At 67.9% G+C, this 23,123-nt stretch carries 23 protein-coding genes; 6 read left to right on the forward strand and 17 right to left on the reverse strand.

The genetic code is table 11. From position 1 onward, the window contains the following. Positions 1–11: 11 nt before the first annotated feature. The 3 genes from AC06FB_RS01235 to AC06FB_RS01245 all read right to left on the reverse strand — a co-directional run bounded on the left by AC06FB_RS01235 (position 12) and on the right by AC06FB_RS01245 (position 3,203). Entirely contained in the window at positions 12–2,366 is a 2,355-nt protein-coding gene (locus AC06FB_RS01235) for a GH92 family glycosyl hydrolase (protein WP_065182336.1), read from the reverse strand. A 91-nt stretch (positions 2,367–2,457) separates the two neighbouring features. Continuing rightward, positions 2,458–2,781 carry a thioredoxin family protein gene (locus tag AC06FB_RS01240; RefSeq protein ID WP_053516275.1) on the reverse strand — a complete coding sequence of 108 codons (324 nt, stop codon included), beginning with the start codon at positions 2,779–2,781 and terminating at the stop codon, positions 2,458–2,460. 5 nt (positions 2,782–2,786) lie between these two features. Further along, positions 2,787–3,203: a baeRF12 domain-containing protein gene (locus AC06FB_RS01245; protein WP_053516277.1), complete on the reverse strand. Its 417-nt coding sequence runs from the start codon at positions 3,201–3,203 to the stop codon at positions 2,787–2,789. Positions 3,204–3,369: 166 nt separating this feature from the next. On the opposite strand from AC06FB_RS01245, the gene AC06FB_RS01250 reads away from it, so the two are divergent. Beyond that, positions 3,370–3,594: a hypothetical protein gene (locus AC06FB_RS01250; protein WP_053516280.1), complete on the forward strand. Its 225-nt coding sequence runs from the start codon at positions 3,370–3,372 to the stop codon at positions 3,592–3,594. Positions 3,595–3,623: 29 nt separating this feature from the next. Here AC06FB_RS01250 and AC06FB_RS01255 read toward each other — a convergent pair whose 3' ends face one another. From AC06FB_RS01255 to AC06FB_RS01285, 7 genes are all read right to left on the reverse strand, one after another. Next, a complete protein-coding gene (locus AC06FB_RS01255; RefSeq protein ID WP_478053281.1) occupies positions 3,624–5,219 on the reverse strand; it encodes a sensor histidine kinase in 1,596 nt (531 codons plus the stop codon). Between the two features lie 9 nt (positions 5,220–5,228). Continuing rightward, the gene (locus tag AC06FB_RS01260) at positions 5,229–5,633 is read right to left on the reverse strand and encodes a response regulator (RefSeq protein WP_065176179.1); all 405 of its coding nucleotides are present in this window, start codon (positions 5,631–5,633) and stop codon (positions 5,229–5,231) included. Positions 5,634–5,778: 145 nt separating this feature from the next. Continuing rightward, positions 5,779–7,233 (reverse strand): surface lipoprotein assembly modifier, encoded by a 1,455-nt coding sequence (locus tag AC06FB_RS01265; RefSeq protein WP_478053282.1) that lies wholly within the window; start codon positions 7,231–7,233, stop codon positions 5,779–5,781. Positions 7,234–7,324: 91 nt separating this feature from the next. Continuing rightward, the gene (locus tag AC06FB_RS01270) at positions 7,325–8,089 is read right to left on the reverse strand and encodes a Slam-dependent surface lipoprotein (RefSeq protein WP_065176177.1); all 765 of its coding nucleotides are present in this window, start codon (positions 8,087–8,089) and stop codon (positions 7,325–7,327) included. Between the two features lie 54 nt (positions 8,090–8,143). Continuing rightward, positions 8,144–11,278, reverse strand: coding sequence for a TonB-dependent receptor (locus tag AC06FB_RS01275; protein WP_478053283.1), 3,135 nt, complete (start codon positions 11,276–11,278; stop codon positions 8,144–8,146). A gap of 172 nt (positions 11,279–11,450) precedes the next feature. Next, on the reverse strand, positions 11,451–12,407 hold the full coding sequence (locus tag AC06FB_RS01280) for a FecR family protein (RefSeq protein WP_478053284.1): 957 nt from the start codon (positions 12,405–12,407) through the stop codon (positions 11,451–11,453). 82 nt (positions 12,408–12,489) lie between these two features. Further along, the gene (locus AC06FB_RS01285; RefSeq protein ID WP_053516292.1) at positions 12,490–12,990 is read right to left on the reverse strand and encodes an RNA polymerase sigma factor; all 501 of its coding nucleotides are present in this window, start codon (positions 12,988–12,990) and stop codon (positions 12,490–12,492) included. 222 nt (positions 12,991–13,212) lie between these two features. Between AC06FB_RS01285 and AC06FB_RS01290 the strand changes: the two genes are divergently transcribed. Beyond that, positions 13,213–13,626, forward strand: coding sequence for an OsmC family protein (locus tag AC06FB_RS01290; protein ID WP_065182342.1), 414 nt, complete (start codon positions 13,213–13,215; stop codon positions 13,624–13,626). Here the strand turns inward: AC06FB_RS01290 and AC06FB_RS01295 are convergent. The 6 genes from AC06FB_RS01295 to AC06FB_RS01320 all read right to left on the reverse strand — a co-directional run bounded on the left by AC06FB_RS01295 (position 13,623) and on the right by AC06FB_RS01320 (position 20,413). Continuing rightward, positions 13,623–13,952: a hypothetical protein gene (locus tag AC06FB_RS01295; protein ID WP_065182343.1), complete on the reverse strand. Its 330-nt coding sequence runs from the start codon at positions 13,950–13,952 to the stop codon at positions 13,623–13,625. The two genes, AC06FB_RS01290 and AC06FB_RS01295, sit on opposite strands and share 4 nt — an antisense overlap. A 98-nt stretch (positions 13,953–14,050) precedes the next feature. Beyond that, a complete protein-coding gene (locus tag AC06FB_RS01300; protein WP_478053285.1) occupies positions 14,051–15,796 on the reverse strand; it encodes a putative porin in 1,746 nt (581 codons plus the stop codon). Between the two features lie 42 nt (positions 15,797–15,838). Then, positions 15,839–16,504, reverse strand: coding sequence for a cell envelope integrity protein TolA (gene tolA / locus AC06FB_RS01305; protein WP_478053319.1), 666 nt, complete (start codon positions 16,502–16,504; stop codon positions 15,839–15,841). 39 nt (positions 16,505–16,543) lie between these two features. Further along, positions 16,544–16,957, reverse strand: coding sequence for an ExbD/TolR family protein (locus AC06FB_RS01310; protein WP_053516303.1), 414 nt, complete (start codon positions 16,955–16,957; stop codon positions 16,544–16,546). Positions 16,958–16,967: 10 nt separating this feature from the next. Further along, entirely contained in the window at positions 16,968–18,752 is a 1,785-nt protein-coding gene (locus AC06FB_RS01315) for a DUF2341 domain-containing protein (RefSeq protein ID WP_478053286.1), read from the reverse strand. Positions 18,753–18,790: 38 nt separating this feature from the next. Beyond that, the gene (locus AC06FB_RS01320; RefSeq protein ID WP_263174436.1) at positions 18,791–20,413 is read right to left on the reverse strand and encodes a ShlB/FhaC/HecB family hemolysin secretion/activation protein; all 1,623 of its coding nucleotides are present in this window, start codon (positions 20,411–20,413) and stop codon (positions 18,791–18,793) included. 201 nt (positions 20,414–20,614) lie between these two features. Between AC06FB_RS01320 and AC06FB_RS01325 the strand changes: the two genes are divergently transcribed. Continuing rightward, positions 20,615–20,950, forward strand: a complete 336-nt coding sequence (locus AC06FB_RS01325) for a hypothetical protein (protein WP_197600049.1) — start codon at positions 20,615–20,617, stop codon at positions 20,948–20,950. A 7-nt stretch (positions 20,951–20,957) separates the two neighbouring features. On the opposite strand, the gene AC06FB_RS01330 is transcribed toward AC06FB_RS01325, so the two are convergent. After that, the gene (locus tag AC06FB_RS01330) at positions 20,958–21,416 is read right to left on the reverse strand and encodes a hypothetical protein (RefSeq protein WP_461288453.1); all 459 of its coding nucleotides are present in this window, start codon (positions 21,414–21,416) and stop codon (positions 20,958–20,960) included. 115 nt (positions 21,417–21,531) lie between these two features. Here AC06FB_RS01330 and gspH point away from each other — a divergent pair, with 115 nt between their 5' ends. Genes gspH through AC06FB_RS01345 form a run of 3 tightly spaced genes read left to right on the forward strand, consistent with a single transcriptional unit; the run spans position 21,532 to position 22,948 of the window. Then, a complete protein-coding gene (gene gspH / locus AC06FB_RS01335; protein WP_053516372.1) occupies positions 21,532–21,978 on the forward strand; it encodes a type II secretion system minor pseudopilin GspH in 447 nt (148 codons plus the stop codon). After that, the gene (gspI, locus tag AC06FB_RS01340; protein WP_414487427.1) at positions 21,978–22,337 is read left to right on the forward strand and encodes a type II secretion system minor pseudopilin GspI; all 360 of its coding nucleotides are present in this window, start codon (positions 21,978–21,980) and stop codon (positions 22,335–22,337) included. The genes gspH and gspI overlap by 1 nt, the downstream gene beginning before the upstream one ends. Next, on the forward strand, positions 22,334–22,948 hold the full coding sequence (locus AC06FB_RS01345; protein WP_461288457.1) for a prepilin-type N-terminal cleavage/methylation domain-containing protein: 615 nt from the start codon (positions 22,334–22,336) through the stop codon (positions 22,946–22,948). Before gspI ends, AC06FB_RS01345 begins: the two co-directional genes overlap by 4 nt. The last annotated feature ends 175 nt before the right edge of the window (positions 22,949–23,123 follow it).

Consider the following 23,123-nt stretch of genomic DNA (forward strand, 5'->3'; position numbering starts at 1 on the left):
CGGCGCTACCGTTACGGCGTTGACATCGAGTACGGCGCCTGCGCGCCCTGCCCGGGCCAGTCCCTGTTCGGCTCGGCCTGCATGGTGAAGCGCAGCTCGCCCCCGGCCATGATCTCGTCGTGGCGCAGGAAGGTGCGCTGCAGCGGTTTGCCGTTCAGGGACACACTGCCCACATAGGTGTGCCTGTCATCCAGCCCCTCGGCCACGATGGTGAAGGTCCTGCCGTTGGGCAGGCGCATGGCGGTCCTTGGCAGGAACGGGCGGCCCAGGATGTACTCCCCCGAGCCCGGCGCCACCGGATAGAAGCCCAGCGCGGTGAACACGTACCACGCCGACATCTGGCCCACGTCATCGTTGCCGGCCAGGCCATCGGGACGGTCGGCGTACTGGGTGTCCATGATCTGCTTCAGGCGCGCCTGCGTGCGCCAGGGCTGACCAGCGTAGGCGTAGAGGTACGCAACGTGATGGCTGGGCTCGTTGCCATGCGCATACCAGCCGATCAGGCCGGTGATGTCTTCCATGTGCTCGAAGACCGCCGGATCGACCGTGGCGTTGAACACCTCGTCCAGCCTCGCCAGCAGCCGGTCGCTGCCGCCATGCGCGGCGGCCAGGCCCGCCACGTCCTGCGGGACGTACCACGAGTACTGCCAGGCATTGCCCTCGGTGTAGTCGGTGCCGTAGCCGCTGGCGCTGGGATCGAACGGGGTGCGGAAACTGCCGTCGCGCTTGCGCGCACGCATGAAGCCGGTGTCCTTGTCGAAGGCATTGCGCCAGTTCGCCGCACGCTTGTCGAATGTCGCCGCGATCTCGCTCCTGCCCATCGCCTGCGCCATGCGCGCGATGGTCCAGTCGTCGAACGCGTATTCCAGGGTCTTGCTGGCCGCTTCGCCCTCTTCATCGATGGGCACATACCCCAGCTCACGGTACTGCGCGATGCCGTCGTAGGGACCGTAATTGGCGGTCTCCACCATCGCGTCGAGCGCCTTTGCGGCGTCGAAGCCGCGGATGCCCTTCACATAGGCGTCGGCGATGACCGGCACCGCGTGGTAACCGATCATGCACCAGTCTTCCAGGCCGTGGAACGACCACACCGGGAGCATGCCGTACGGGCTGTGTTCGTGGTGAGCCAGCATCGAGTTGATGAAGTCGCTGTTGCGTTTTTCCGGCTGCACCAGAGTCAGCAGCGGATGCAGCGCCCGGTAGGTGTCCCACAACGAGAACGTGGAATAGTGGGCATACCCCTTGGCGACATGCACGGCGTTGTCGGGGCCGCGATACTGGCCATCCACATCCATGAACAGCGTCGGCCCCAGCATCGTGTGGTACAGGGCGGTGTAGGCGCTACGCCGCGCATGCTCCGGCGCATCGATGTCCAGCACCGATAGTGCCTGCGTCCATTCCTGCCGGGCCTGCGCGCGCACGCGGTCGAAGTCGAAGTCGGCGACCTCGGCATCCAGGTTGGCGATCGCACCGGCCTCGCTCACGGGCGAGATCGCCACCTTCACCACCAGCGGAGCATCCAGCCTGCCGAAATCGAACGTGCCGACCAGCTGGCGGCCTTCGATCTGTGCGCGCTGTGCCGGATCTTTCTCACCCGGCGGCGGGAAGCCCTTGTACACGATGTCCTGCTCGGTGTTGTGCAGCGCATGGCCTGCCAACGGTTGCGAGAAGCGCATGGCGAAATACAGCTGGCGCCCCGGCGCCCAGCCGCGGGTCTCGCGGAAACCGGTGATGGTGCCGTCCGTACGCACCCGCACCCGCGACCACAGCACCTTGCCCGGGTAGTCGTACATGCTGGTCCGCATGTCCAGCAGTACCTTGGCATCGACGCCCTTGGGGAAGGCGTAGCGATGCACACCGACCCGGGCGCTGGTGGTCAGTTCGGCGCGCACCTTGTAATCGTCCAGGGTCACCGCGTAGTAGCCCGGTTCGGCCTTTTCGTCGTCATGGCGGAAGCGCGACGCATAGCCACTGCGGGGCCGTTCGGGGTCGCCGCGTTCCAATCCCGGGTTTCCGGTGAACGGCATCACCAGGATGTCGCCGAGATCAGAATGCCCGGTGCCGGAGAAGTGGGTGTGCGAAAAGCCGACGATGCTGCTGTCGTCATAACGGTATCCGGCGGCCCAGCCGTAGGCCTTCTCACGCGGCTGGATGCGCGTGTCCGGGCTGAGCTGGACCATGCCGAAGGGTATCGTCGCGCCGGGGTAGGTATGCCCTTCACCACCGGTACCGATGAAGGGGTCCACCGAGGCATACGCCTTGTCGGCGGCGGACTTCGAAGGCGCTGCCCAGGCCGCGCCGGAGGCGAGCATGGCGGTGGCGGCGAAGGCGATCAGGAGACGACGGTCCAGCGTGGGCATCGGCATTTGGATCGATTCAGATGGTGTACCGATGCTAGCACCAGTGCCCGTGCATCGCATGCTGCAGTGCGGCCGCAGTCCCCGGTGCAGCGTGCCCTCAGTCGGGCAGCGCGCCCTCCAGCGCGGCGAGATCGGCACGCACGCGCGGGCGCACCACGCGTGCCACTTCCCGGCCGTCGTGCAGCAGGATCACCGTGGGCCACAGCTTCACCTGGAACGAGCGCCCGAGCGCCCGCCCTTTCCCATCCTCGATCTTCCAGTGCGCCAGATCATGTGCTTCCACGACCTCCTGCAGCGCCGGCTGTGCCGCCTGGCAATGGCCGCACCAGGGCGCACCGAATTCCAGCAGCTGCCAGCCGTCGCGCGCCTCCACTTCGGCGCGTGACGGCTCGCTGGACAGGTGCGTGCGCATGAAGGGCACCGAGGTTACCCCGCCAGGCTGCGCTGGATGTCTGCCAGCGGCGCGTTGGTCAGGTCCTTGGCGATGTCGCCCAGCAACCGTGCCTGCGTCTCCTTGTGCAGCAGCGGACGGATCCGTCCGAGCGTGGTGGGGTCGGCCACCAGCAGCAGGTGGGCATAGCGGTTGTTGAGCGCATCCTCGTTGAGCTGTTCGGCCACCTGCTTGGCGAAGGTGGCTTCGTTGAGCTGGGCGATGGACATGTCCTTGGGAACGGCACCGGCCGGGCCCTGCCCGGAGACGCCCGTCTCGCTGATGTCCTGCAGCCGCAGTTCGCCCTCCTGCTTCAGCGTGAGCTGCTGCGCGCTGCCGACATTGGTGAACACCCGGGCCGAACCACCATCGGCCACCACCACCAGCGTCCCCTCGGGAATCGTTCGTGCCATCGCTGCCTCCTCGTACGGGTTTCGAATGTTTCTGCAGCTCCACCCTAGGTCGCCCGCCGTAACCGTGGCGCGCACACAATGTGATCCATTCGTTGGAATGGAAGATCGCGGCTCAACTTGCCCCGGCGCCGGCCGCTACCCACGGCATCACCGCGAGGACCCCCCCATGCATGCTGCCTCCCTGCTCCATGTCTGCTTCGCCGTTGGCCTGGCCGTCGCTGGATGCGCCGGCTGCATCCACCAGTTCCTGCAGGGCCAGCCGGTGCTCGCGCTCGGCATTGCCCTGGCTTCGCTGATGACCACGGGCACCGCGCTGGCGACGCGTCATCTGGCGGTACCGGTCGCGATGGCGCTCGCCTGCACCCTGATCGGCGCAGCCGCCACGCACTGACCCGGCCAGCCATTGAAGGAACGAAGGCGCTACCCGCGCGGCGGCGACAGGCTGGAGGTGGCATCGGTCTGCAGCAGGCTGTCGCGCTCGCGCAGCGGCAAGCGTATCCACGCATCCACGCCCTGGGGTGAGAACGCAAGTTCGCCGCTACCGCCAAGCTCGTAGGGAATGCGCTGTTCGACCAGCGCCCGACCCAGCCCGCGATGCGAAGGGACGACCCAGTCGTCGTTCACCGCGCGCCGCTCGCACCAGTGCAGGTCCAGCCAGGCTTCACCGTCGATGTCCTGCATCGACCAGGACACCTCGATCCGCGTATCGCTGTGCACCGATGCGCCGTGCGTGAGCGCGTTGCTGGCCAGTTCATGGACCGCCAGCGACAGCACCTCGGCCGCCTTGGGCGGCAGCAGCACGTCCTCCTCGCCCTGCAGAAGGAATCCGTCGGGCGCGTGTCCCTGCACCGCGATCTCCTGATCCAGCATGCCACGCAGGCTCACCCCGGCATTGGCGCTGCGGGTGAGCAGGGTCTGCGTGCGAGAAAGCGACATGAGGCGTGCGCACAGGCGGTCAGCGTATTCGTCCACGCTGTCGACCGACTCGCGTGTGCGCCAGGCGATGGCGTGGATCGTGGCCATGATGTTGCGCACGCGGTGCTGCAGCTCGGCCAGCAATACCGCCTGCCGCTCGGTGGCACGCTTGAGATCATCGATGTCCACCGCGATGGCGAACACGCCCGTCACCTCGCCGTCGACATCTCGCAGCGGCGCCGCCGCGACCCGCGTCCAGCGGACACACCCATCATCATGGGTGAACTGGAACTCCAGTCCGGGCACCACGGTTTCTCCGCGCAGGGCCCGTGCGATGGCGAAATCCTCGGGGGCGATCGGGCTGCCATCGGCATGCCAGCCCTGCCATCGGTGCTGGTTGACCGGATCGGCCGAGGGCACCTGGCTGCTGGGAAGATAGGCGCGCATCTGGTCGTTCGACAGCTGCATCCGCCCCTGCGCATCGACAATGCACAAGCCGACCGGCAGTACCTTGAACGCCAGCGCCAAGCGCCGGTCGCTCTCCTGCCGCCGCCGCTCCTCGCGCTCACGCGCGGCCTGTGCCACGTGCGCTGCCGTGGTCTCGAACATGGTGACCAGCACACCGCCCACCTGCCCTTCCTCGCCGCGGAGCGGACTGTAGGTGATGGTGAACCAGACGTCCTCCAGCCGGCCCTGCCGGGCCAGCGGGTACAACTTGTCCTCGAACGTGACGGTCTCACCCTGCCAGACCCGGTCGTAGATCGGCCCGTTGATGTGCCAGACCTCGGGCCAGCAGTCGCGGGTGGGCTGCCCCAGGCCAGCGGGATGCTTGTCGGCAAGGATCTCGGCATAGCCGTCGTTGTAGAGCTGGATGAGCTCCTGGCCCCACAGGATGATCATCGGAAACCCATGAGCCAGCATCATGTCCACGGTGGCGCGCAGATGCGCCGGCCACCGCCCAGTCGGGCCAAGCGGCGTCCCTGACCAGTCATGGCGCGCGATGCGCGCATCCATGCCGTCATGCAGTCCACCCAGACGATGCGCCGGAGGTGCTGTGCCGCGCACGGACGAGGGAGCAGCGGTATCCAATCGCCGGCCCATGCCGCGCAGTCAGACCTTGCCCGCAGCAGCCCGCGGTGCGGCGACCAGTCCGGCCAGCTGCCGGGCCAACGCGTCGATATGGTAGGGCTTGGGGCAGCGCGGCGCGCTGGCGAAGCGGCTCGGCAGGTTGTCGTCGTAACCGGAGGTCAGCAGGAACGGCGTCCCCGCCTCGGACAGGCGGTCGGCCAGCGGGTACACCTGCTCACCACCCAGGTTGATGTCCAGCAGGGCGACGTCGATCGGGTGATCATCGACCAGACGCGCCAACTCGCGCAGGTCACCGGCCGGGCCCACGACGTGCGCGCCCTTCAGCTGCAGATAGTCGGCCAGGAACATCGCAATGGCGAATTCATCTTCGGCCACCAGCACCCGCAGCCCCTGCAGCCCCTCCCGTTCATCGCCCGACTCCAGCACGCTGTACTCCCTGACACGCGCGGCCCATCCGGCCGCAATGCCCGCAGGATGCGCGAGTTGCCCTACAAGAACGCGTGATGACGGATGAAGACAACAGCGAGATCGCATTCACCTCGGCCAAACACGCTGTGTGCCCGGCCCGCGGTCAGAACGCACGCTCCCATTTCAGGCTCAGCAGGCTGCGGTCATGGCTGTACAGCCAGTCCACATTGCTGTCGATGCGGGTGTAGCGCAGGCTCAGGCTGGGCACCAGGCCTGCCACCGCCAGCCGTTCGCTGCGTACCAGCGCGATGAGGTTCTGCTCGTCGTCGTGCCGGCGCGCTTCCAGCAGCGGACTCCAGGCATCGTAGCTGCGCTCGCGCAGCGAAAGGAACAGCGTGGCAGTCGTGCCGCTCCACTGCCGCGCCGCGCCGACGCGCAGGCCGCGCTGGCGATAGGCATTGGCCGCGTCGGCCGCCCCGCTGTCGGCCAGATCGATGCCGGCGAAGACGGTCCAGCGCGCAGTGAGCGCACGGAACCAGGTGGCGTACAGTGCTCCCATCGCGCCATCGTAGTTGTCGGCCAGCCCCGGTTGCCGATAGCGCTGGCGCTTCCAGTCCGCCTCCAGCTTCAGCAGGCTGCGCGGGTCCAGTGCGTATTGCCATTCCGCATGCGCGCCTGCGGCGCCCTGCAGGGTACGGTTGCCCAGTGCCTGATAGTCGTAGCCGGGGGCCAGCAGCAGGGTGTGCCGCGCACTGCGCCAGCTGTAGCCCACCTGCACAGTGGCGTTGAGTTCGTTGTAGGCGCGGTTGTCTTTCCATGCCTGGCCGAAGGCCAACCCGCGCACATACAGGCCGTGGTGGCCGGCCAGTGCCCAGCGGCGTTCCAGGCTGCCGTCGTAGTCCACCCCCGGTGCGCGCTGGGCATCGGGCAACCTGCGCTCGATGATGCAGTCCTCGCCCACGCCGAACAGGCAGCTGCGGCTGGCCGAACTGCGGTTGATGTTGTCGCTCCATGCAGGTCCGGCGGACAGTGCGCCCTTCCAGCGCCGCCGCGCCTGTAGCGCCTGCAGATACCCCTGCACCCGGCCGCGCACGCCGGCGGTGGCAGGGTCGCGGTCATCGATGTCGGCGGCGATCGCGGTGAACAGCGACGTCGCCTCCCGGTCACGCTGGTCCTCGGCGTAGACCCGCGCCAGTTCAAGCCGCGCAGGCAGGAAATCCGGCTGCCGGGCCAGCAGGGCCTCGTACTCAAGGGCCAAGCGATGATGCTCGCCCGCAACCCGCGCCAGCGCGCCCTGCGCGTAGTGGCGCAGCAGCGGGTCATGGCCGGGAAGTTCAATGTACTCGTGCAGGAAGGCCTGCGCGGCGGGCCATTGCTGGTGCTGCAACGACAGGTACAGCGCCTGGCCCAGGTCGTCGACCGTGCGCTCCACGCGCAGGGTCCGGCCATCGAGGGTGACGGTCGGCCGATCCGGTTCGGCCTGTTGCAGCCGCTGCTGGTCCTGGCGTTGATGGCGCACGTCGTTGCCCTGCTCCAGCACGCGGCGCAGGTCGTCCTGCTGGGCGTGCGCCGTGGCGGTCAGCGCCAGCAGAAGGAGGCAGAAAAGAGGGAGGCGCATGGTCGATCCGGTGTGAAGCGATGCAGCGGGCCGAAGCAGGGACTGGCGGATCGCGGCTTGTCCCTGCCCTGCCCCGTCAGGGGCGTGGCGATCAGTTCTTGCTGCCGCCGAAGGCGGTGTCGTACTGGCTGTTGCCGGCGAAGGTGGCGATACCGGCCAGGGTGGCGGCATTGGCACCGAAGAACTGGCCCTGGGTGGTGCCACTGACCGAACCGTTGGCGGTGGCCGCGCCTGCGAACGAGGCGGTGGCGCTGTTGATGGTGGCGTTGATGTTGACCGACAGGCCACCGCCGCTGAGGCCGCCCAGCAGAGTGCCGGTGCCGAAGTTGGCGCGGAAGGTGCCGCTGAGCAGGTTGCTGCCGTTGAACTTGTTCAGGCCAGCCACGCTGTAGGTGGCCACGCCGGCCGGCAGGGTGGTGCCGGCACGGTCGCCGACGAAGTAGACCTGGCGGTTGTTGAAGCCACCTGCGGCGCCGTCCTTGGACCATTCACCGAACCAGACATCGCCACTGCCGACCTTGACGAAGTTGAAGTGGCCCATGCCCGCGTGGCTGCCCGGCGCACCGGTGATCGGCATGGCCAGCGTGCGTACGGTGGTGCCATTGATGGTGGTCGGCACCGAATAGCTGGCCAGGCCCTGGAAATCGACGCGACGGGCGTTGGACACGGTGCCGACGCCGATACCGGCCTTGCCGGCCGAGTGCGGGCCACCGTTGACCTGGGAATCACCGACGGCGACATACAGCTCGGCATCGGTCACCGGGCTGGCCGCACCGACGATGTCGGCTGCCTGCGCCGCGCCGGCCAGGGCGAAGGAGGCGGCGACCGCCAGGACGGAACGGGAGATCATTTTCATGGTGTTGCTCCTTGGGTTGAGGGAACTACGGGTACAACGCTTGAATGCAGGTGTTCAGAAGCGTGCGGTGATGCCCAGCTTGAGGGTGCGACCCGGCGCCGGCAGCGTGGACCGCGTGGCCGGGTCGACGTAGTAGCGGTTGCCGAGATTGCTGCCGACCAGCTCCACGCTGGCGTGCTCGTTGAAGCGCCAGCGCGCATACGCATCCACCGTGGTGATGTTTCCCCAGGTGAACGGCACGTTCTGCCAGAGCAGGCTGCTGCCACCGGCCAGCAACCGGTCGCGGTAGGCCTGCAGGTCCGGGTTTTCGTGGCGCCGGTAGTGGATGATGCGGCTGCCCAGCTCCAGTCGTTCGTCGAACAGGCGGGTGCCCAGTGACGCGTTGACCGACAGCTTCGGAATCGCCTGGGTGAGCAGGTAGCCGCTGACGAACCCGTCCTGCACGCAGTTCGGGACCAGGCCACGGTTGGCATCCAGCAGCACGGCACTGCTCTCGTCGCAGACCTCGTTCTCCAGCGTGCGGGCGATGCCCAGATCGGTGAAGAAGCGGCGGTTGTCGAAGCGCGCCTGCAGTTCGATGCCGCGGATGGTCTGCTTGTCGATGTTGTCGAACAGGAAGTAGGCATCGCGCTCGATCACGTTGCGGGTCTTGTGCACGTAATAGGCCAGCTTGACGTCGGCGTCGGCGGTGTTTCCGAACAGCGCCGACAGGTCGTGCACGTAACCCAGCTCGTAGTTGTAGGCATGCTCCGGCTTGAGGTCATACAGCGGGTTGAGGCTGCTGGAGAAGGCGATGGTGCTTTCGAACATGCTCGGGAAACGCACTGCTTCGCTGTAGCGCAGGTAGATGCGCGCGGCAGGCGACAGATGCGCCGTCGCCGAGAAAGTGGGCAGCCACGCGTGATCGCGCTGGCGCCGGTTGCTGCCATCCACCGGCCGCGCCTGCACGGTGTTGCCGATGCTGCAGACCAGGTCGCTGCCGGCGAACAACGGCAGCACGCCCGGGATCGCAGCCACCTCGCCGTTGAGGCACGGGTTGGTGGCACGGGCATAGTTGCCGTTGGCGTCGGGCAGCCACGCGATGTTGTGCTCCACTGCCTGCGGTGTTTCGTAATAGGCCAGCAGTCCCCGGATCGAATCATCGATCACCGAGCCCATGCCGATGCTCTCCCAGAACTCGCGTTCTGCTTCCAGCGCATCGATCTCTGCCTGCAGGCTGGCCGGTCGCTCGGGCAGCTCGTTGACCCGATAGGTAGCCTGCTTGCTGCCCACCCCCTTGGTCAGAAGCTCCGGGTGCGCGTCGAGGAAGTCGTCGAAGGCCCAGTAGCGGCTGTAGCGGACGCCGGCGTTGAGGGTGAGGACATCGAGCGGACGCCATTCCAGGTTGAGGTAGCCCTCACCCTCCTGGCGGCGGCCGGCACGCGGAAACATGCGCCAGCCATCAGTGGTGCCGAAGTACGGATCGCGCGAACCCAGGCTCTCGTACTGCCAGTTGCCCCCTACGGTCAGGTCGAGGCTGGAGTGCAACGCGAAGCGGTTGCTGACCGTCAGGCCGGTGCGATCGTTGCGCGCGTTGGCCAGAGCGGTGTTGCGCAGGATCGGGCTGGCTTCAGGGTCCCATTGCGGATTGCCCGGCGCGAAGTTGGGGAAGCCGCCCGCGGTATAGGTATCGCTGTCGGTCTCGGTGCGCCACAGATTGGCATACAGATCCAGCCAGCGGCTGCCGGCCGGCTGCCAGCGATACTCCAGGTTCCAGGCATCCGAGTCGACGCGGCTCAGCGGCCACTGGATGCGGCCGTAGTCCGGCGCCGACAGGATGCGCGAAGGCATGATCTCGCCGTAGTGCGAGAGCGTGTGCCGCCAGCTCGCCTTCAGCTGCTGGTCGTCATTGATCTGCCACGTCGCCTTGAGCAGCCACGACTCCTGTTCACTCGACGTATTGGGCACTTCATCACCCGGCTTGAAGTAGCGGGCCAGCGTGGTGATGTAGTCGATGCCCTGGTACTCGTACTGCTCGCGTGGGTCCTGGTCGTAGTAGTCGCTGCCCTGGCTGCCGGAGAAATAGTTGCCACGCCGGCGCCAGGCATAGGCCGCCATCACGTCCACCGTCTCGCCGCGCAGGCCCAGCGCCAGTCGCCACGCCTGGTCCTCGCCATCGAATGGATTGTTGCCGCTGCGCGACTGCACCGGCACCACCAGGGTACGGTCGTCATAGGGCGAGTTCGGCGACCCCTGCGGGAAACCCGGCACCGTCCGGTAGTCCTCGCCGCTGTGGAGGCGTGGCAGGCGTGGCGCCACCGCGTTGCTGCTGCCTTCTATCTTCAGCTCCCCGCCGAAGCGTTCGCCCGCCGGCACGACGTCATCGATGTCGATGGTCCTGATGACCAGCGCGCCGCCGATGCCGCTGTGCACGTCACGCACCAGGCCGGGCCCCTTGATGACCTGGATGCCACCGATCAGGTTGGGATCGATGTAGTTGCGGTTGCTGACGCCGTTGTAGCCCCGCCATACCGTGAGGGCTTGTTCACCGCCGTCAATGCTCACCGGCACCCGCCCCGGCCCCTGGATGCCGCGGATGTTGATGTCCAGCGCGCCGCTGTTGCGCGCATCGCCGCTGAAAACGCCGACCAGATCCTTGACCACGTCGGCCGGGTTGGCGCCGCGGAAGCGCTCCACCCGGTCCCGCCCCGAATACACCGTGGTCAGGTCCAGCGCGAACACGTCGTCATAGCCACGGCGATCGCGCGCTTCGCCGCCTTCCGGCTGCAGGCGACCGGCGACGTCCAGCGTATCGGTCACCCGCACCCCTTCCCCCTCGGCCGATGCCTGCGCTGCGTCCGCCGCGGCGCGCAGGCTCCAGGTGCCATCCAGGCCTCGCTGGGCACGCACCCCACTGCCCTGCAGCAGCCGCTGCAGCGCCTGCATCTGGCTGTACTGGCCCTGCACTGCGCTGGAACGACGCCCTTCGACCAGGTCGCTGCGGAACACCACCTGCGCATCGGCCTGGCGCCCGAACGCGCGTACCGCGTCTGCCAGCGACTGCTCCGGGATGGCGTACTGGCGCAGCGCCGCCGCTGTGCTGGGTTGCGCCTGCGCGGCCGGCACCCGGGCCAGCGGCAGCAGTGCGGTGCAGATGGCCAGGGCCAGTGTGGTGGCGCGACGGTGACAGGCAGACGCCGTGGACGGCATGGACGGAACTCCTCAAGCGTGGGGAAACCACGGGCACAGCCGCTGCCGGTGGTGTGTCTGGCTTGAGGAAAAACGGTGTTTCGCTCTGGCTGTACCTCTATAGACAGCGCACGCTGCAGGCTGCCCACGCTTTTTTCAGGATTTTTTCATCGCGATCTAAACCCTGCCGGCATCACCAGACCACCAGCGCGCCACCCGGCAGCCGCTGCACGCGCAGGCCCGCCTGGGCCGCCACTGCGGAGATGGCCGGGTCCGGCTGGCGCAGATGGAACAGGCCACTGACCCGGATCTGCTCCGCTTTTGTCCCCAGCACCCAGACCGGTGCGGCCCGATAGCGCGCCAACCGTTCGATGGCCTGCGCCGCGCTCAGATCGTCGATGGCAACCTCACCGCGCCGCCAGGGTGCCACCGCGTCGCTGGCGAGGCTGCTCACCGGCTGCAGCCAGCGTCCGTCACGGAACGCGCGTGCCTGCCCTGCATGCAGCCGTTGCAGGCTGCCATCACCGGGATGTACGTCCACTACCCCTTCGCTGACCTGGGCGGTCACCACCGCGTCCTGCAACGAAACGCTGAACGCGGTACCGATGTCGCGCACCAGGCCACCGCCGGCCTCGACCCGGAACGGCCGCGCTTCATGCGCGACCCGGAACCACGCCTGGCCGCGCAGCAGCCGCAGTTGCCGCTGATCCCCGTCGAATGCGACGGCCAGCGCGGTGCGGGCATCCAGCACGACCGTGCTGCCATCCTCCAGTTGCACCACACGGGGTGCATCGCCGCTACGCAGATCGCTGCGCGCCCACAATGCGACCCCGGGGAGGGCTGGGACCGCCAGCACCACCGCGGCCACGCTGGCCCACCACCAGGACAGGCGCCTGCGCGGGGCGATCGGGCGCAGGCCCTGGCGATCGGAGGTCAGTGCCGGCAGTGCGGCCAGCACCTCCGGCCCAGCCGCGTCCAGGCCGTCCCAGAATGCCTGCTGGCGGCGCCAGGCCAAGGCATGGCGCGGATCGGCCTGCAGCCATCGCTGCAGGGCCCGCTGCTGCCGGTCCGGCAACGGGCCTGCACTGCACCGGATCACCCAGCGCAACGCATGCCTGGCCTGTCGCGGCGAGGGTTCGGACGTGGTCATGGTCGTAGCCTGTCGCACCACGAACCGGTGCGCGTGACTGTTGTGACAAGGGCGGGCGGCCTCTGCCCACGGTAATTGCGGGTCATCGGCGTGCGCCCTGCTGGTGCTGCTGGATCAGCATTGCCGCGCGCAGCACATGCTTGCCGACCAGGCTCTTGGAAATGCCCAGACGGGCGGCGATCTCACGCTCGCTCAGGCCCAGGTAGCGGTTGAGCACGAAACACTCCCGCACCTGCGGCGGCAGCGCAAGGATGGTCCGGGTGATCTCGCGCAGCTGCGCCTGGTCCAGCGCCTGTTGCTCACCACCAACGGCATCGCCGACCTCGCACGCGTACTCGGCCATCGCCCGCCGTTCGCGTGCGTCGGCCTGGCTGCGGTTGAGGGCGTGATGGTACGCCATGCGGTACAGGTAACCGCGCGGTTCAAGGATCGGCGGATCGCCGGGCACGCTGCTGGCCTTCAGGTACAGGTTCTGCAGGGTGTCCTCGGTGCTGGCCGGGTCCAGGTAGCGCGCGATGAAGCGTGACAACGCACGGCGCTCGCGGATCAACAGCTCGACCAGCGCCAGGGCATTGGGAGACATAGGTGCCAGGCCGGACCGGGGAATGATGGGCGTGATGGCGACGGTCCGGGACGTGATTGTAGGGCGCGGCACCCCATCACGCCCAGCCCGCACCACGGCACCCGCCACTCCCGGGATCGTCAGTCCCATTGTCACGATAGCCCTGCCACCCGATCATCACCGGTGATGGTCGCGCGGCACCGCGCCTGATCCGGCCCCACATCCCCCGCACAGGAGAAGCCCATGGCCTACGCACGCATTGTCTCGACGGCTGACAACTATCTGCACCACATCAGCAACGGCACCTTCGATGTCAACGCCGACGAGCCGGCCTCGCTGGGTGGCCAGGGCAAGGGATTCGCCCCGTTCGACCTGTACCTGGCCTCACTGGCCGCCTGCACCGCCATCACCCTGCGCATGTACGCCCAGCGCAAGGGCTGGGAGCTGGGTGAGTTCCATGCCGAACTGCGCTCGGAGCGCGATCCTGATGGTCGTTTCCATGTGCACCGCATACTGCATGCCAGCGCCGCGCTGGACGATGCCCAGTGGCAGCGCCTGCTGGAGGTGGTCGAGAAGACCCCGGTCACCCTGGTGATGCGCGAAGGGGCGCGCATCACCAGCGAACGCGGCCAGAACGCCGCTCCCGGAAAGTGCTAGCGGCGGGGATGCAGCACGGTGCGCCGGCGCATCGCGTTGAACTCCCGCTCCACCTGCTGGATGTCCTCGGCCTGGAAACCCGCGGCATCCAGCATCTGGTTGGCCGCGGCGGCCGCCAGCGGATCGTCGTCACGCTGGCGCCAGCAGCGGGACGGCAGGAAATAGCCCACCTCGCTGCGCCCGCGCATGATCACCACCGGGCGGCCGGCGTACAGCAGGAACTCGGCCAGGTGCTGGCGCAGGCCCTCCACCGAGACATAGGCCGGACCGATGCCCAGCATCTGGCTGGACGTCCCGGGATTTTCGAACAGCTTGCGACGGCTCATCACACTCCTCCTTGTTGCCACGCGTGGTCTCCTTTCCCTAGACGGGCGCATCGCTGCACCCCCGCCACGTTTCGTGCCGGCCCGTCATCGCTGGCGGCTCAGAAGCCGGTGTTGAACTCCAGCTGGAACACATCGATCGCCAGCGGCGGGCCCGACACCGCCTTGGCAGCCATCCACTTGCCGCTGATCCAGCTGCGCGTGTCCAACGCATAGGCACCACCCACGTAATAGCCGCGCGCGTTGGTGCCACCCAGATGGAAGTTCGGATCGTTGTAGGCATCCGGCAGCGCATCGGCCTCGATCCGCTTGTAGCCCAGCAGTGCCTGCCACTGCCCCTTCTCCTTCAGGTCGGTGGCGCCGAACGTTGCCTGCAGCATCCACGCGGTGTCGCCGCTGCGGAACGTATCGATGCCGGGAGCTTCACCCGCACCGAAATTGTTGACGATGCCGTTGTTGGCGCGGCGGAACATCGCCTGCGTGTCGTACGCCAGGTTGCGGATGAAGTCGCCCTCCAGGCGCAGTCCGATGTCCTGCGCCAGCCGGGTATCCCAACGCAGGTTCAGCGTGGCCAGGCGGAAGGCGGACGCCAGGCCGACATACTGCGGCGTCGGCGTGCCGGCCGGATCCATCGGATTGAGCGCAATGTCGCGGATCAGCATCAGGGTGTTGCCCTTCTGCATGAACGCCGGGCGCGACCAGTCGGTGTCGCAGCCGACGGCGCCGGAGTACAGGGCACAGGGCGAGGACAGCCGACCGCTGATGTTCTTGAAGTCGTAGTAGCCCAGTGCGGCCCGCAGTGCGTTGTCGTCGTTGAAGCGCCAGTTCACGCCAGCCTGCGCGCCGGACAGCCATTTGTTCTCGTTCGGCGACTTCTCTCCGCTGCGGCTCTGCAGGCTGTCCGAGGTGTACTCCAGCGGCGCCACGGCAAGGGTGCCGAACAGGTCCAGATCGCCGTCGCCGAACCCGTACTTCAGGTTGGCGGCCAGTCCATCGAAGTTCAGATCGTTGGAGAACAGGGTGTCGCTGCTCCAGAACGGATTGCCGAAACGGCCACCACGCACGGTCACCCAGTCAGCCGGACTGTAGGCCAGCCATGCCTGGTCGAGCCACACGTCCTTCTTGCTCAGGCCGCCCCCCAGCTGCTCGGTGGTGGACACCGGGCCATTGCTGCTGCCGCTGGCCAGGCGGATGCCAGCGGTGGTGTGATCGCCGATCATGGCCTCGACCCCCAGGCGGGCGCGGATGCGCCACAGGTTACGGCGGTCCTGTCGGGTGTTGAGCAAGGGCGGCAGCTGCAGGTTGGTATTGGTGTTGGTGTCGAATCCACTGCCCGCATTGACCGCGGCCCAGTTGCTGACGATGCCGCTGTTGTCATCGCCATAGAAGCGCGACTCGCTGCGCACACGCACGTCCCCGGTCACCTTGATGCGCTGTGTCCATTCGGCGACCTCATTCGGCGCCGCCCAGCCCTCCGCCTTCGCCTGCGCCATTACGTCCTGGCGCACTTCGTCGCGGATGCCATCACGGACACTCTGCGGCACATAGGGCACACGCACATCGCCCGCCTCAAGCGCGATGCCTCCACTGCTGGCCGATGCAGCACCGGCAGCACCGCGCTGGGCTGCTGCTGCCTCGGCTTCGGCCTGCACCAGCAGCGCCTGGCCGTCCTCGGGCTTGAGCGCGCCACTGGCCATCAGGCCTTTGATCAGCTTGATCATGGTGGTCTCAGCAGCCATTGCACCGGCCGGCGCCGCCAGGCTGAGCAGCACAGCGCAGCACAGCAGCGCCCGTCGGGCCGGCCGCGACGGGCGGGAGTCGGTTCGAGCGCGGTCGTGGTTGTTCATCACGGTTCTCATCGGAAGAAGGGAAATCGGGGAAATCACGGTTCACGCCCCCGGCCTGCGGCCCTGCACAAGCACGCGCGCGGGGAAGTCCAGTGAAGGTGGCGGCGGCTGGTCCACCCGGCCGATCTGGCGCAGCGCGTCGAGCACGGCGGCGTCGGCCTCTTCATTGCCGCTGCCGCGCACCAGCTCGACTTTCTCCAGGCGCCCATCCGGCGCCAGCCACACGTTCACCTGCAACTGGAAGGCCAGGCGCTTGACCCGCGCATCGCGCGCAATCGCCTGCTGCATCAGGTAACCCAGATAGCGGCCATAGGTGGCATTGCCGGCACCACCGCGACCGGTACCGGACGCGCCGCCGCCACTGCCCGCCTGGATGCCGAAGTTGTCACCGCCCGCCTGCGCGTCGGCGTTCATGGTCACCGGGTCGGCGTTGTCCGGCGTCGGCGTCGGCTTCTCGGCCGGGGTCGGCTGATCCAGCGGCTCCGGCTCGGGCAGGGTCTCCTCCGGCGGGGTCTCCGGTTCGGGGGGCTTCTCAGGCGGCGGCGGTGGGGGTGGCGGCGGGGGTGGCAACGCCAGCATCGGCGGCTGCACCACGGGGCGGCGGGTGCTGGCCGTGTCCTTGAACAGCAGCCACCACAGCACGGCGCCCACTACCAGCAGCACCGCCAGCACCAGCGCGACGGTCACCAGCAGCGGGCGGTCACGCAGGCCGGGCTCCGGCCGTGGGGAATGAGGGCCGGTCATGCCTCAGCCCTGTGCCTTGCCGGTGACCAGGCCAACCTGGGCCAGTTCCAGCCGCCGCAGCAGATCCAGCACCTCGACCACGCGCGCGTACTGCACCTGGGCGTCGCCACGCACGATTACCGGGAAGTCCGGCGAGGTCGCGCGCTCTGTCCTCAGGCGGTCCTCCAGCTCGGCCATCGTCACCGGGTAGGCGTCAAGGAACACCTGGCCGCTGGGATCGATGGTGATCGCCTTGGTCTTGGGCTTCTCCAGCGCCACACTGTTGCTGGCCTTCGGCAGGTTGACCTCGATGCCGGGAATGGAGGCGTTGCTGGTGAGGATGAAGATCACCAGCACCACCAGCAGCACATCGACGAAGGGCGTCACGTTGATGCCCTTCTCGCGCTTCTTGATGCCGAACTTCGCCTTCTGGGCCATGACGCGCTCCTCAGCCCTGCACCGTGGCCGGGCCGCGCCCGTCCTGCTCTTCAGCCAGGCGGGCGGCGAATTCGTCGATGAACACGGCCATGTCGGCACCGATGGCCTCAGCGCGTGCGCCCAGCCAGTTGTAGCCGAACAGTGCCGGGATCGCGACGCCGAGGCCGGCGGCCGTACACAGCAAAGCCGCCGCCATGCCCGGCGCGACCGAGTTGATGTCCACCGCACCGGCCATCGCCGCGACCACGAACACCAGCATGATGCCGATCACCGTACCGAACAGGCCCACATAGGGCGCGCCTTCGATGGTGGTGGACAGCCAGTTCATGCGACGCGACATCGCCTCCTGCTCGCGCACCATCACCGCATCCATCGATGCGCGGATCGCCGCGATGGTCGCCGCGCTCAGATAGCCGCCGTTGCCGTCGCGCTGGTGGCGTTGCTGCATCTCATCGATGGCCACCTGATAGATGCGCCACAGCGAACCGTCGCGCATGGCCGCCGGTGCCTGGCCCTGCCGGTCCATGTCCGAGAGCGTGCGCAGCGGCACGCCGGCCAGCTTGCCGAAAGCATCAGTGAACACCGCATTGGCCTTGCCGGTGCGGCCGAAGTGACGGCTCTTGGCGATCATGATCGCCCACGACATCAGCATCATCAGGCCGAGGATGGCCACCACCACCCAGGCGTCGAACGGCATCGCCTTCAGGATGAAGCCGAAGTGGCTCTGGCCCGTGGAATGCTCATCGGCGCCATAGCTGATCAGGCGTGAGTCAGCGCCCTGCGCGGTGGCATCGGCCAGCAGCAGTGCCGCCGGACGCGCAACGCGAGAAATCCGCAGTTCATCCAGCGCACCGTCGAAGCTGGCCAGCGGCTGCTCGGCACCCGGCGCGTCAGCACCCACCACCGCTGCGGTGGACATGGCCGGAAGTTCGCCGCTGAGCTGCGCCACCACGTGGCCATTGAGATACAGCTGCAGCGACCCCTTCTCCGCCGTCAGCGCCAGATGCGCCCACTGTCCCTCCGGAATCGGCTGCGCAGGCGTGCTGCGCTGGCCATTGAGCTGCACGAACGGCACCCGGTTGTCGATGCCCAGCAGCAGTTCCGCGCTGCCATCGCGACGGGCATAGATGGCCTGCGCCGCATTCTGTGCACCCGGCTTGATCCACGCGGACACGGTCAATGGCGCGCCGGCCTCCTGCGCCAGCGACGCACTGGCTGGCAGCGGCAGCGCAGTGCCGGCGAACTGCACGCCGCGACCGATCACCGAACCTTCGGCGGCCGGCACCACTGCGCCCGCGTTGTTGCCGTAGGCCGTGGTGTCACGTGCCGGGGCATTGGCGTCGGCGAAGTGGTAGACCAGCGTGTAGTCCGGATCGAATACCTGCTGTCCATTCCCACTGGCCGGCGCCTTGTCGTTGCCGTAGTACATCCAGATCGTCTGCGGTGCGGCGGCGCTGACGGCCGGCACATCCACCCACACCAGGGCCAGCCCCAGCGCCGGGTCGAACTGTTCGATCTGGTGCGCCAGCACGGTGCGCCCGTCCGCCGACACGAAACGCAGATCGCTGCCGGCATCCTGGGTGCCGTCGAAACCGAAGTTGCCCGTATGCAGGCGCAGCAGCAGCGGGGTTCGACCGGGATCGCCTGCCAGACCGGCACCCTGCGGGCCTGCGTCGATCGTGATCGGCTTGCGGTATTTCCATTCGGCCTGCCACCAGCTGGCATCGGCCGCAGCGGCGGGCAGCGCGATCAGCGCGGCCAGCAGCAGCAACATCCGGGAAAGCAAACGGTCCATGCGAGGGGTCTCCGGAGAACGCATGTTCAAGGGAAGGGTCAGTAACTGGTGCTGATGTTGAAATGCAGCCGCGGGTCGTCCTTGCGGGTCACCGGCCCATCGGCATAGGGCCACGCATAGTCCAGGCGCAACTGCAGGTGATCTCCCAGGCGCAGCTGCGCGCCGAGCCCGACCGAGGCCAGGTTGTACTGGTCGCGCTGTTCGGGCAGCGGCCGCCGCAGGCGCAGGTAGGCCGCGTCGGCAAAGCTGTACACGCGAAGCTGGCTGCCGCTCCACAGCGGCCATGCCGGGGTGCGCCATTCCAGGTTCGCCACACCGCCGTAGTCACCGATCGCCTCGGCCGACAGGTAGCCGCGCACGGTGTACATGCCACCGGCGGCGAACTGCTCGGCCGAGACCAGTGGCGCATCGGTCACCTGCAGGGCCCCGCGTGCATACCATTGCCAATCGCTGCCGAAGGTATGCGTATTCGACACATCGGCCTTGAGTGCGACGAAGCTGGGATCCGCCCACGCCCGCTTCTGGCTGAAGTCGTACCCATTGCTGCCATAGCCGAACAGGCGGCGGGTTCCGGCCACCAGCTGCGTGCTGATGCTCAGCTGGTCCTGTTCGCCCTGGCGCACACCCACGAATGCCAGCGTGAGCGGTGCGTACTTCAGGGGAGTCTTCAGGTTGTCGCTGCCCATCCAGGTGTCCTCCTCGGTGTCCTTGAAGTCGACGCCGAGGCTGAGCTGCCGCCACCATGCAGTGCTGCCGGGCAGGCGGTAATTGAGCTTGAGGCCGATCGAATGACCATTGCCGATCACGTTGGTGCCGGTTCCCGCGCCCCCCTGGCCGCCGGCATTGAGCACGCGGCTGTCGGAGGTATAGCCCGATGCCTCCAGGCTCCAGGGGCTGCCTTCAAACGGCAGCGTGTACGACGCCGAGAACACCTTGGCCTGATCGGTATCTTGCGGAGCGAGGAACACGCCGAGACTGGCGCTGTGCCCGCGTCCCCACAGGTTGTCATGCGCCAGCGAGGCACTCAGGCGCAGTTTCTCGGTGTCGGCACTGCGGTCATTGTTGAGTGCGGCGCTCGCTCGCCAGGGCGACTTTTCTTCCACCTGCAGGTCCACGTCCATCGTGCCGGGCGTCTTTCCCTCACGGACCAGCGGCATCACCTGGCGGCGACCGCCTTCGTTGAGCGCGGTCAGTTCCTTCTGCGCCCGGTCGAAATCCGGCACCTGGCCCTCGGCCAGCGCCGGTACCCGTGCGCGGATCCGCGCCGACGCAGCAGGCGCCGCACCGACCACGCGCAGTTCGCCGATCGGCGTCTGCTGCACCTTCAGCAGCACCACGCCGGCACTGACCTGCTGCTCGGGCAGTTCCACGTACACCGACTGGTATCCCGCCTGCTGGTACAGCGCGCTGACTGCATCGCGCGCCTGCTCGACGTCGGCCAACGTCCTGCCCGGGCCGAGATAGGGCTCAACGGCGCGCTCGATCAGACGCGGATCAAGTACGGTGTTGCCGCGCACGATGTACTCGTTGATGTTCACCCTGGCCGCCGGCGTGGCATCCTGCGCGAGCAGCGGCAATGGCAGGGACGCCACGGCCAGCGCGAGTACCCGCGGACGCAGGCGCAGCGGGAGTCGGACAGCTCGGCACGGAACAGGCGTCATTGAAGGCATCGCGTCGTATCGAAGGAAGTGGCCAGGGAGCGGCGCGTGGGTCTACCCACAGGACGTGCAGGGCGCGTCAAAGCCGCCAACAGTTTTGTGACAGCACTGTCATCTGTTGACGGCGGCGGAATGCGCGCAGGCGGACACTGCGCCCGCCACCCGTCCATGAAGCAGCCGACATGGGGTGGCGGGAGATAGGAGATGAGCATGATCCTGACTGCATGGCGCTGGCCTGCCGTGGCGTTGCTCGCGTCCATCGCGATGCCGATTGCGCACGCCGATGACCGCGCAACGCGCGCGGACACACCGCCCTGCATCGACGTGCAGGTCAACGGAGAGCGCATTCCGGCCTGGGAATGTCTGCAGCGCAGGCTCGCACCGGCACCGCCACGTGCACGATCACCGCGCCTGTCCGAGTCGGAGCGGCTGATGCGGCAGCCCGGCAACCAGCTCATGCAGTACAACCTGGAAGGCACCCGGCAACGGATGGGCGACGCCTTTGGTCGCGCGGTGACACCGCAGCGCCCCTCTCGCTGATCGCGCCTCAGTGCCGCCCCGCAGCGGCAGGCACGATGCCATCGGCAGGAACGGGCGGCAGCGCGGGCACCGGCAGGCTGCGCGACCGCCCCGCCTGCTGCAGTTCGATGGTCTCCGCGCCGATGCCGGCCAGTACCGTGGACGGTCCCAGGCGCTGCCCCGGCACATAGGCATCGACCGCGCCACCATCGACCGACAGCAGTGCCAGCGGTGCGTGCGCGCTGGCCATCACACCCAGCACCACTACCTCGGTGTGGATCGCACCCGGTGACAGCAGCCGCACCAGCGGAGCGCTGGCCGCAGCGTCGAACGGTGGCCGGGCCGGTGTCGACGGCCTTACCGCGCTGGCCGCCGCGGGTGGTCCTGCAGCGAACAGGGCAATGCCCCAGTAGGCCATCACGGCCAGCAGCAGCGTCGCCGCCAGCAGTGTCAGCAGGTGATTGCGATCCCAGCGCCTGCTGTCCATGTTCCGCACCTTCGTCGACATTGACGGCCACCACGCTAGCAGTCGCCGCTGACGCTTTTGTTTCATCATCCGCCGCTACCCTGTCCGCGATCGGCAGGCACAGGAGGCGATGTCGATGCGGCGCATCCCGCGCGGCTTCACCCTGCTGGAACTGATGGTGGTGCTGGTCATCATCGGCATCTGTACAACGGCCATCGGCCTGGGCCTGGGCACACTGCTCGATCCTGCGCGCCAGCTCCGTCAGGAAGGCGAGCGATTGGCGCAACGCCTGCAGGTGGCACGCGATGAGGCCCGCATCGATGGCCGCAGCCTCCGCTGGCAGGCGGATGCCGAGGGCTACCGCTTCAGCCGACGCGAGGGCGACCGCTGGACCGACGTGCAGCGCGACGACCTGCTGCGCCCCCAGCGGTGGCAGAGCCCGGGCATCGCCGTACAGCCGGCGGCAGCCATCGAACTGAGTCCGGAATGGATCGGCGTGCCGTGGGAGCTGGCGCTGTCGCTGCAGGGGCGACAGCTGCGCCTTCGCGACGACGGCAGTGGACAGCTGCAGGTCGTGCAGTGATGCGGCCGCGGCGGGGTTTCACCTTGATCGAGGTACTGATCGCACTGGCCATCGTGGCAGTCGCGCTGGCGGCGGTGATGCGCTCGGTGGCAGTGGCAACCGATGACCAGTCGCGGCTGCGCGACCGACGTCTGGCACTGCTGTGCGCACAGGACCGCTGGCAGGAACTGCGGCTGGCCGCGCAACCGCCCGCGGATGTGCAGCAGCGCTGCGTGCAGGGTCGCAGCCGCTTCCTGGTGCGGCAGCATCTGGGCAGCGGCAGCGACGGGCAGCCGCTGCTGGAGCTCATCGTGGTGGCGGAGGATGCACCGACACAGTCGCTGGCACGCATGCTGCTGCCATGGACCGCTGCACCGTGAAACGGCGCGTGCAGGGCTTCACCCTGATCGAAGTGATGATCGCGATCACCCTCATGGGCGTGCTGGCCGTGATCTGCTGGCGTGCGCTGGACAGCGTGTCCACTAGTGACCAGCGACTGCGCCAGGCTGATGCAGGCACCAATGCCGCATTGCGGGTGCTGCAGCAGTTCCAGCGCGACATCGAGATGCGTGCGGACGATGCCCTGATGAATGGTGCGGTACGCCCCGCTGACGAGCCACAGCGGCTGCTGCCGCCGGCGCTGGTCAGCGAACGGCAGGCCGACGGGAGCTTCGCGCTGGAGATCACCCGCAGCGTCGGCAGCGACGGGCTGCGCTGGCAGCGGGTGCGCTGGTGGCGCCAGGGCAATACCCTGTGGCGGGCCAGCGGGCCGCCATCGGATCGCTATCCGTTGCCGACACCTGAGCAGTCACGCGGGCTGGCCGTGGCGCACGATGTCCAGTTCTTCGATGTGCGCGCCTGGCAGCCGGGCGCCGGCTGGACGACGCTGCCCAGTCAGGGCGTGCTGCTGCCGGCCACCGGGTTGGAACTGAGGCTGCGGCTGCGTGATGGCCGCGGTCCGTTGAGCTACCGTCGCGTCCTTGAACTCTAGCCGCAGACGCAGCTGCACGCCGTCGACCCACGTCATCCGGGGCGTAGCGTCCGCCATCCCGGCCACCGGGCGCTGTCCCGCGCCCGGTGGCGCCTGTGGGTGCTCCTCACCGCCGATGGCTGCTCCCTGCCCTCCGTGCCGTCCTGGCGGGGGCCGCCACCGCTCCGTGGCAGCG

The organism is Stenotrophomonas sp. Steno-C15 (assembly GCF_056393265.1).

Bases quoted from the DNA above. Each gene is read 5' to 3' on its own strand.
- AC06FB_RS01270 (WP_065176177.1), bottom strand. From the start codon at position 8,089: ATGAAAATGATCTCCCGTTCCGTCCTGGCGGTCGCCGCCTCCTTCGCC.
- AC06FB_RS01300 (WP_478053285.1), bottom strand. From the start codon at position 15,796: ATGAACAACCACGACCGCGCTCGAACCGACTCCCGCCCGTCGCGGCCG.
- AC06FB_RS01290 (WP_065182342.1), top strand. From the start codon at position 13,213: ATGGCCTACGCACGCATTGTCTCGACGGCTGACAACTATCTGCACCAC.
- AC06FB_RS01235 (WP_065182336.1), bottom strand. From the start codon at position 2,366: ATGCCGATGCCCACGCTGGACCGTCGTCTCCTGATCGCCTTCGCCGCC.
- AC06FB_RS01245 (WP_053516277.1), bottom strand. From the start codon at position 3,203: ATGGCACGAACGATTCCCGAGGGGACGCTGGTGGTGGTGGCCGATGGT.
- gspI (WP_414487427.1), top strand. From the start codon at position 21,978: ATGCGGCCGCGGCGGGGTTTCACCTTGATCGAGGTACTGATCGCACTG.
- AC06FB_RS01250 (WP_053516280.1), top strand. From the start codon at position 3,370: ATGCATGCTGCCTCCCTGCTCCATGTCTGCTTCGCCGTTGGCCTGGCC.
- AC06FB_RS01255 (WP_478053281.1), bottom strand. From the start codon at position 5,219: ATGGGCCGGCGATTGGATACCGCTGCTCCCTCGTCCGTGCGCGGCACA.
- AC06FB_RS01310 (WP_053516303.1), bottom strand. From the start codon at position 16,957: ATGGCCCAGAAGGCGAAGTTCGGCATCAAGAAGCGCGAGAAGGGCATC.
- gspH (WP_053516372.1), top strand. From the start codon at position 21,532: ATGCGGCGCATCCCGCGCGGCTTCACCCTGCTGGAACTGATGGTGGTG.
- AC06FB_RS01275 (WP_478053283.1), bottom strand. From the start codon at position 11,278: ATGCCGTCCACGGCGTCTGCCTGTCACCGTCGCGCCACCACACTGGCC.
- AC06FB_RS01280 (WP_478053284.1), bottom strand. From the start codon at position 12,407: ATGACCACGTCCGAACCCTCGCCGCGACAGGCCAGGCATGCGTTGCGC.
- AC06FB_RS01285 (WP_053516292.1), bottom strand. From the start codon at position 12,990: ATGTCTCCCAATGCCCTGGCGCTGGTCGAGCTGTTGATCCGCGAGCGC.
- AC06FB_RS01265 (WP_478053282.1), bottom strand. From the start codon at position 7,233: ATGCGCCTCCCTCTTTTCTGCCTCCTTCTGCTGGCGCTGACCGCCACG.
- AC06FB_RS01320 (WP_263174436.1), bottom strand. From the start codon at position 20,413: ATGACGCCTGTTCCGTGCCGAGCTGTCCGACTCCCGCTGCGCCTGCGT.
- AC06FB_RS01315 (WP_478053286.1), bottom strand. From the start codon at position 18,752: ATGGACCGTTTGCTTTCCCGGATGTTGCTGCTGCTGGCCGCGCTGATC.
- AC06FB_RS01295 (WP_065182343.1), bottom strand. From the start codon at position 13,952: ATGAGCCGTCGCAAGCTGTTCGAAAATCCCGGGACGTCCAGCCAGATG.
- AC06FB_RS01325 (WP_197600049.1), top strand. From the start codon at position 20,615: ATGAGCATGATCCTGACTGCATGGCGCTGGCCTGCCGTGGCGTTGCTC.
- AC06FB_RS01330 (WP_461288453.1), bottom strand. From the start codon at position 21,416: ATGGACAGCAGGCGCTGGGATCGCAATCACCTGCTGACACTGCTGGCG.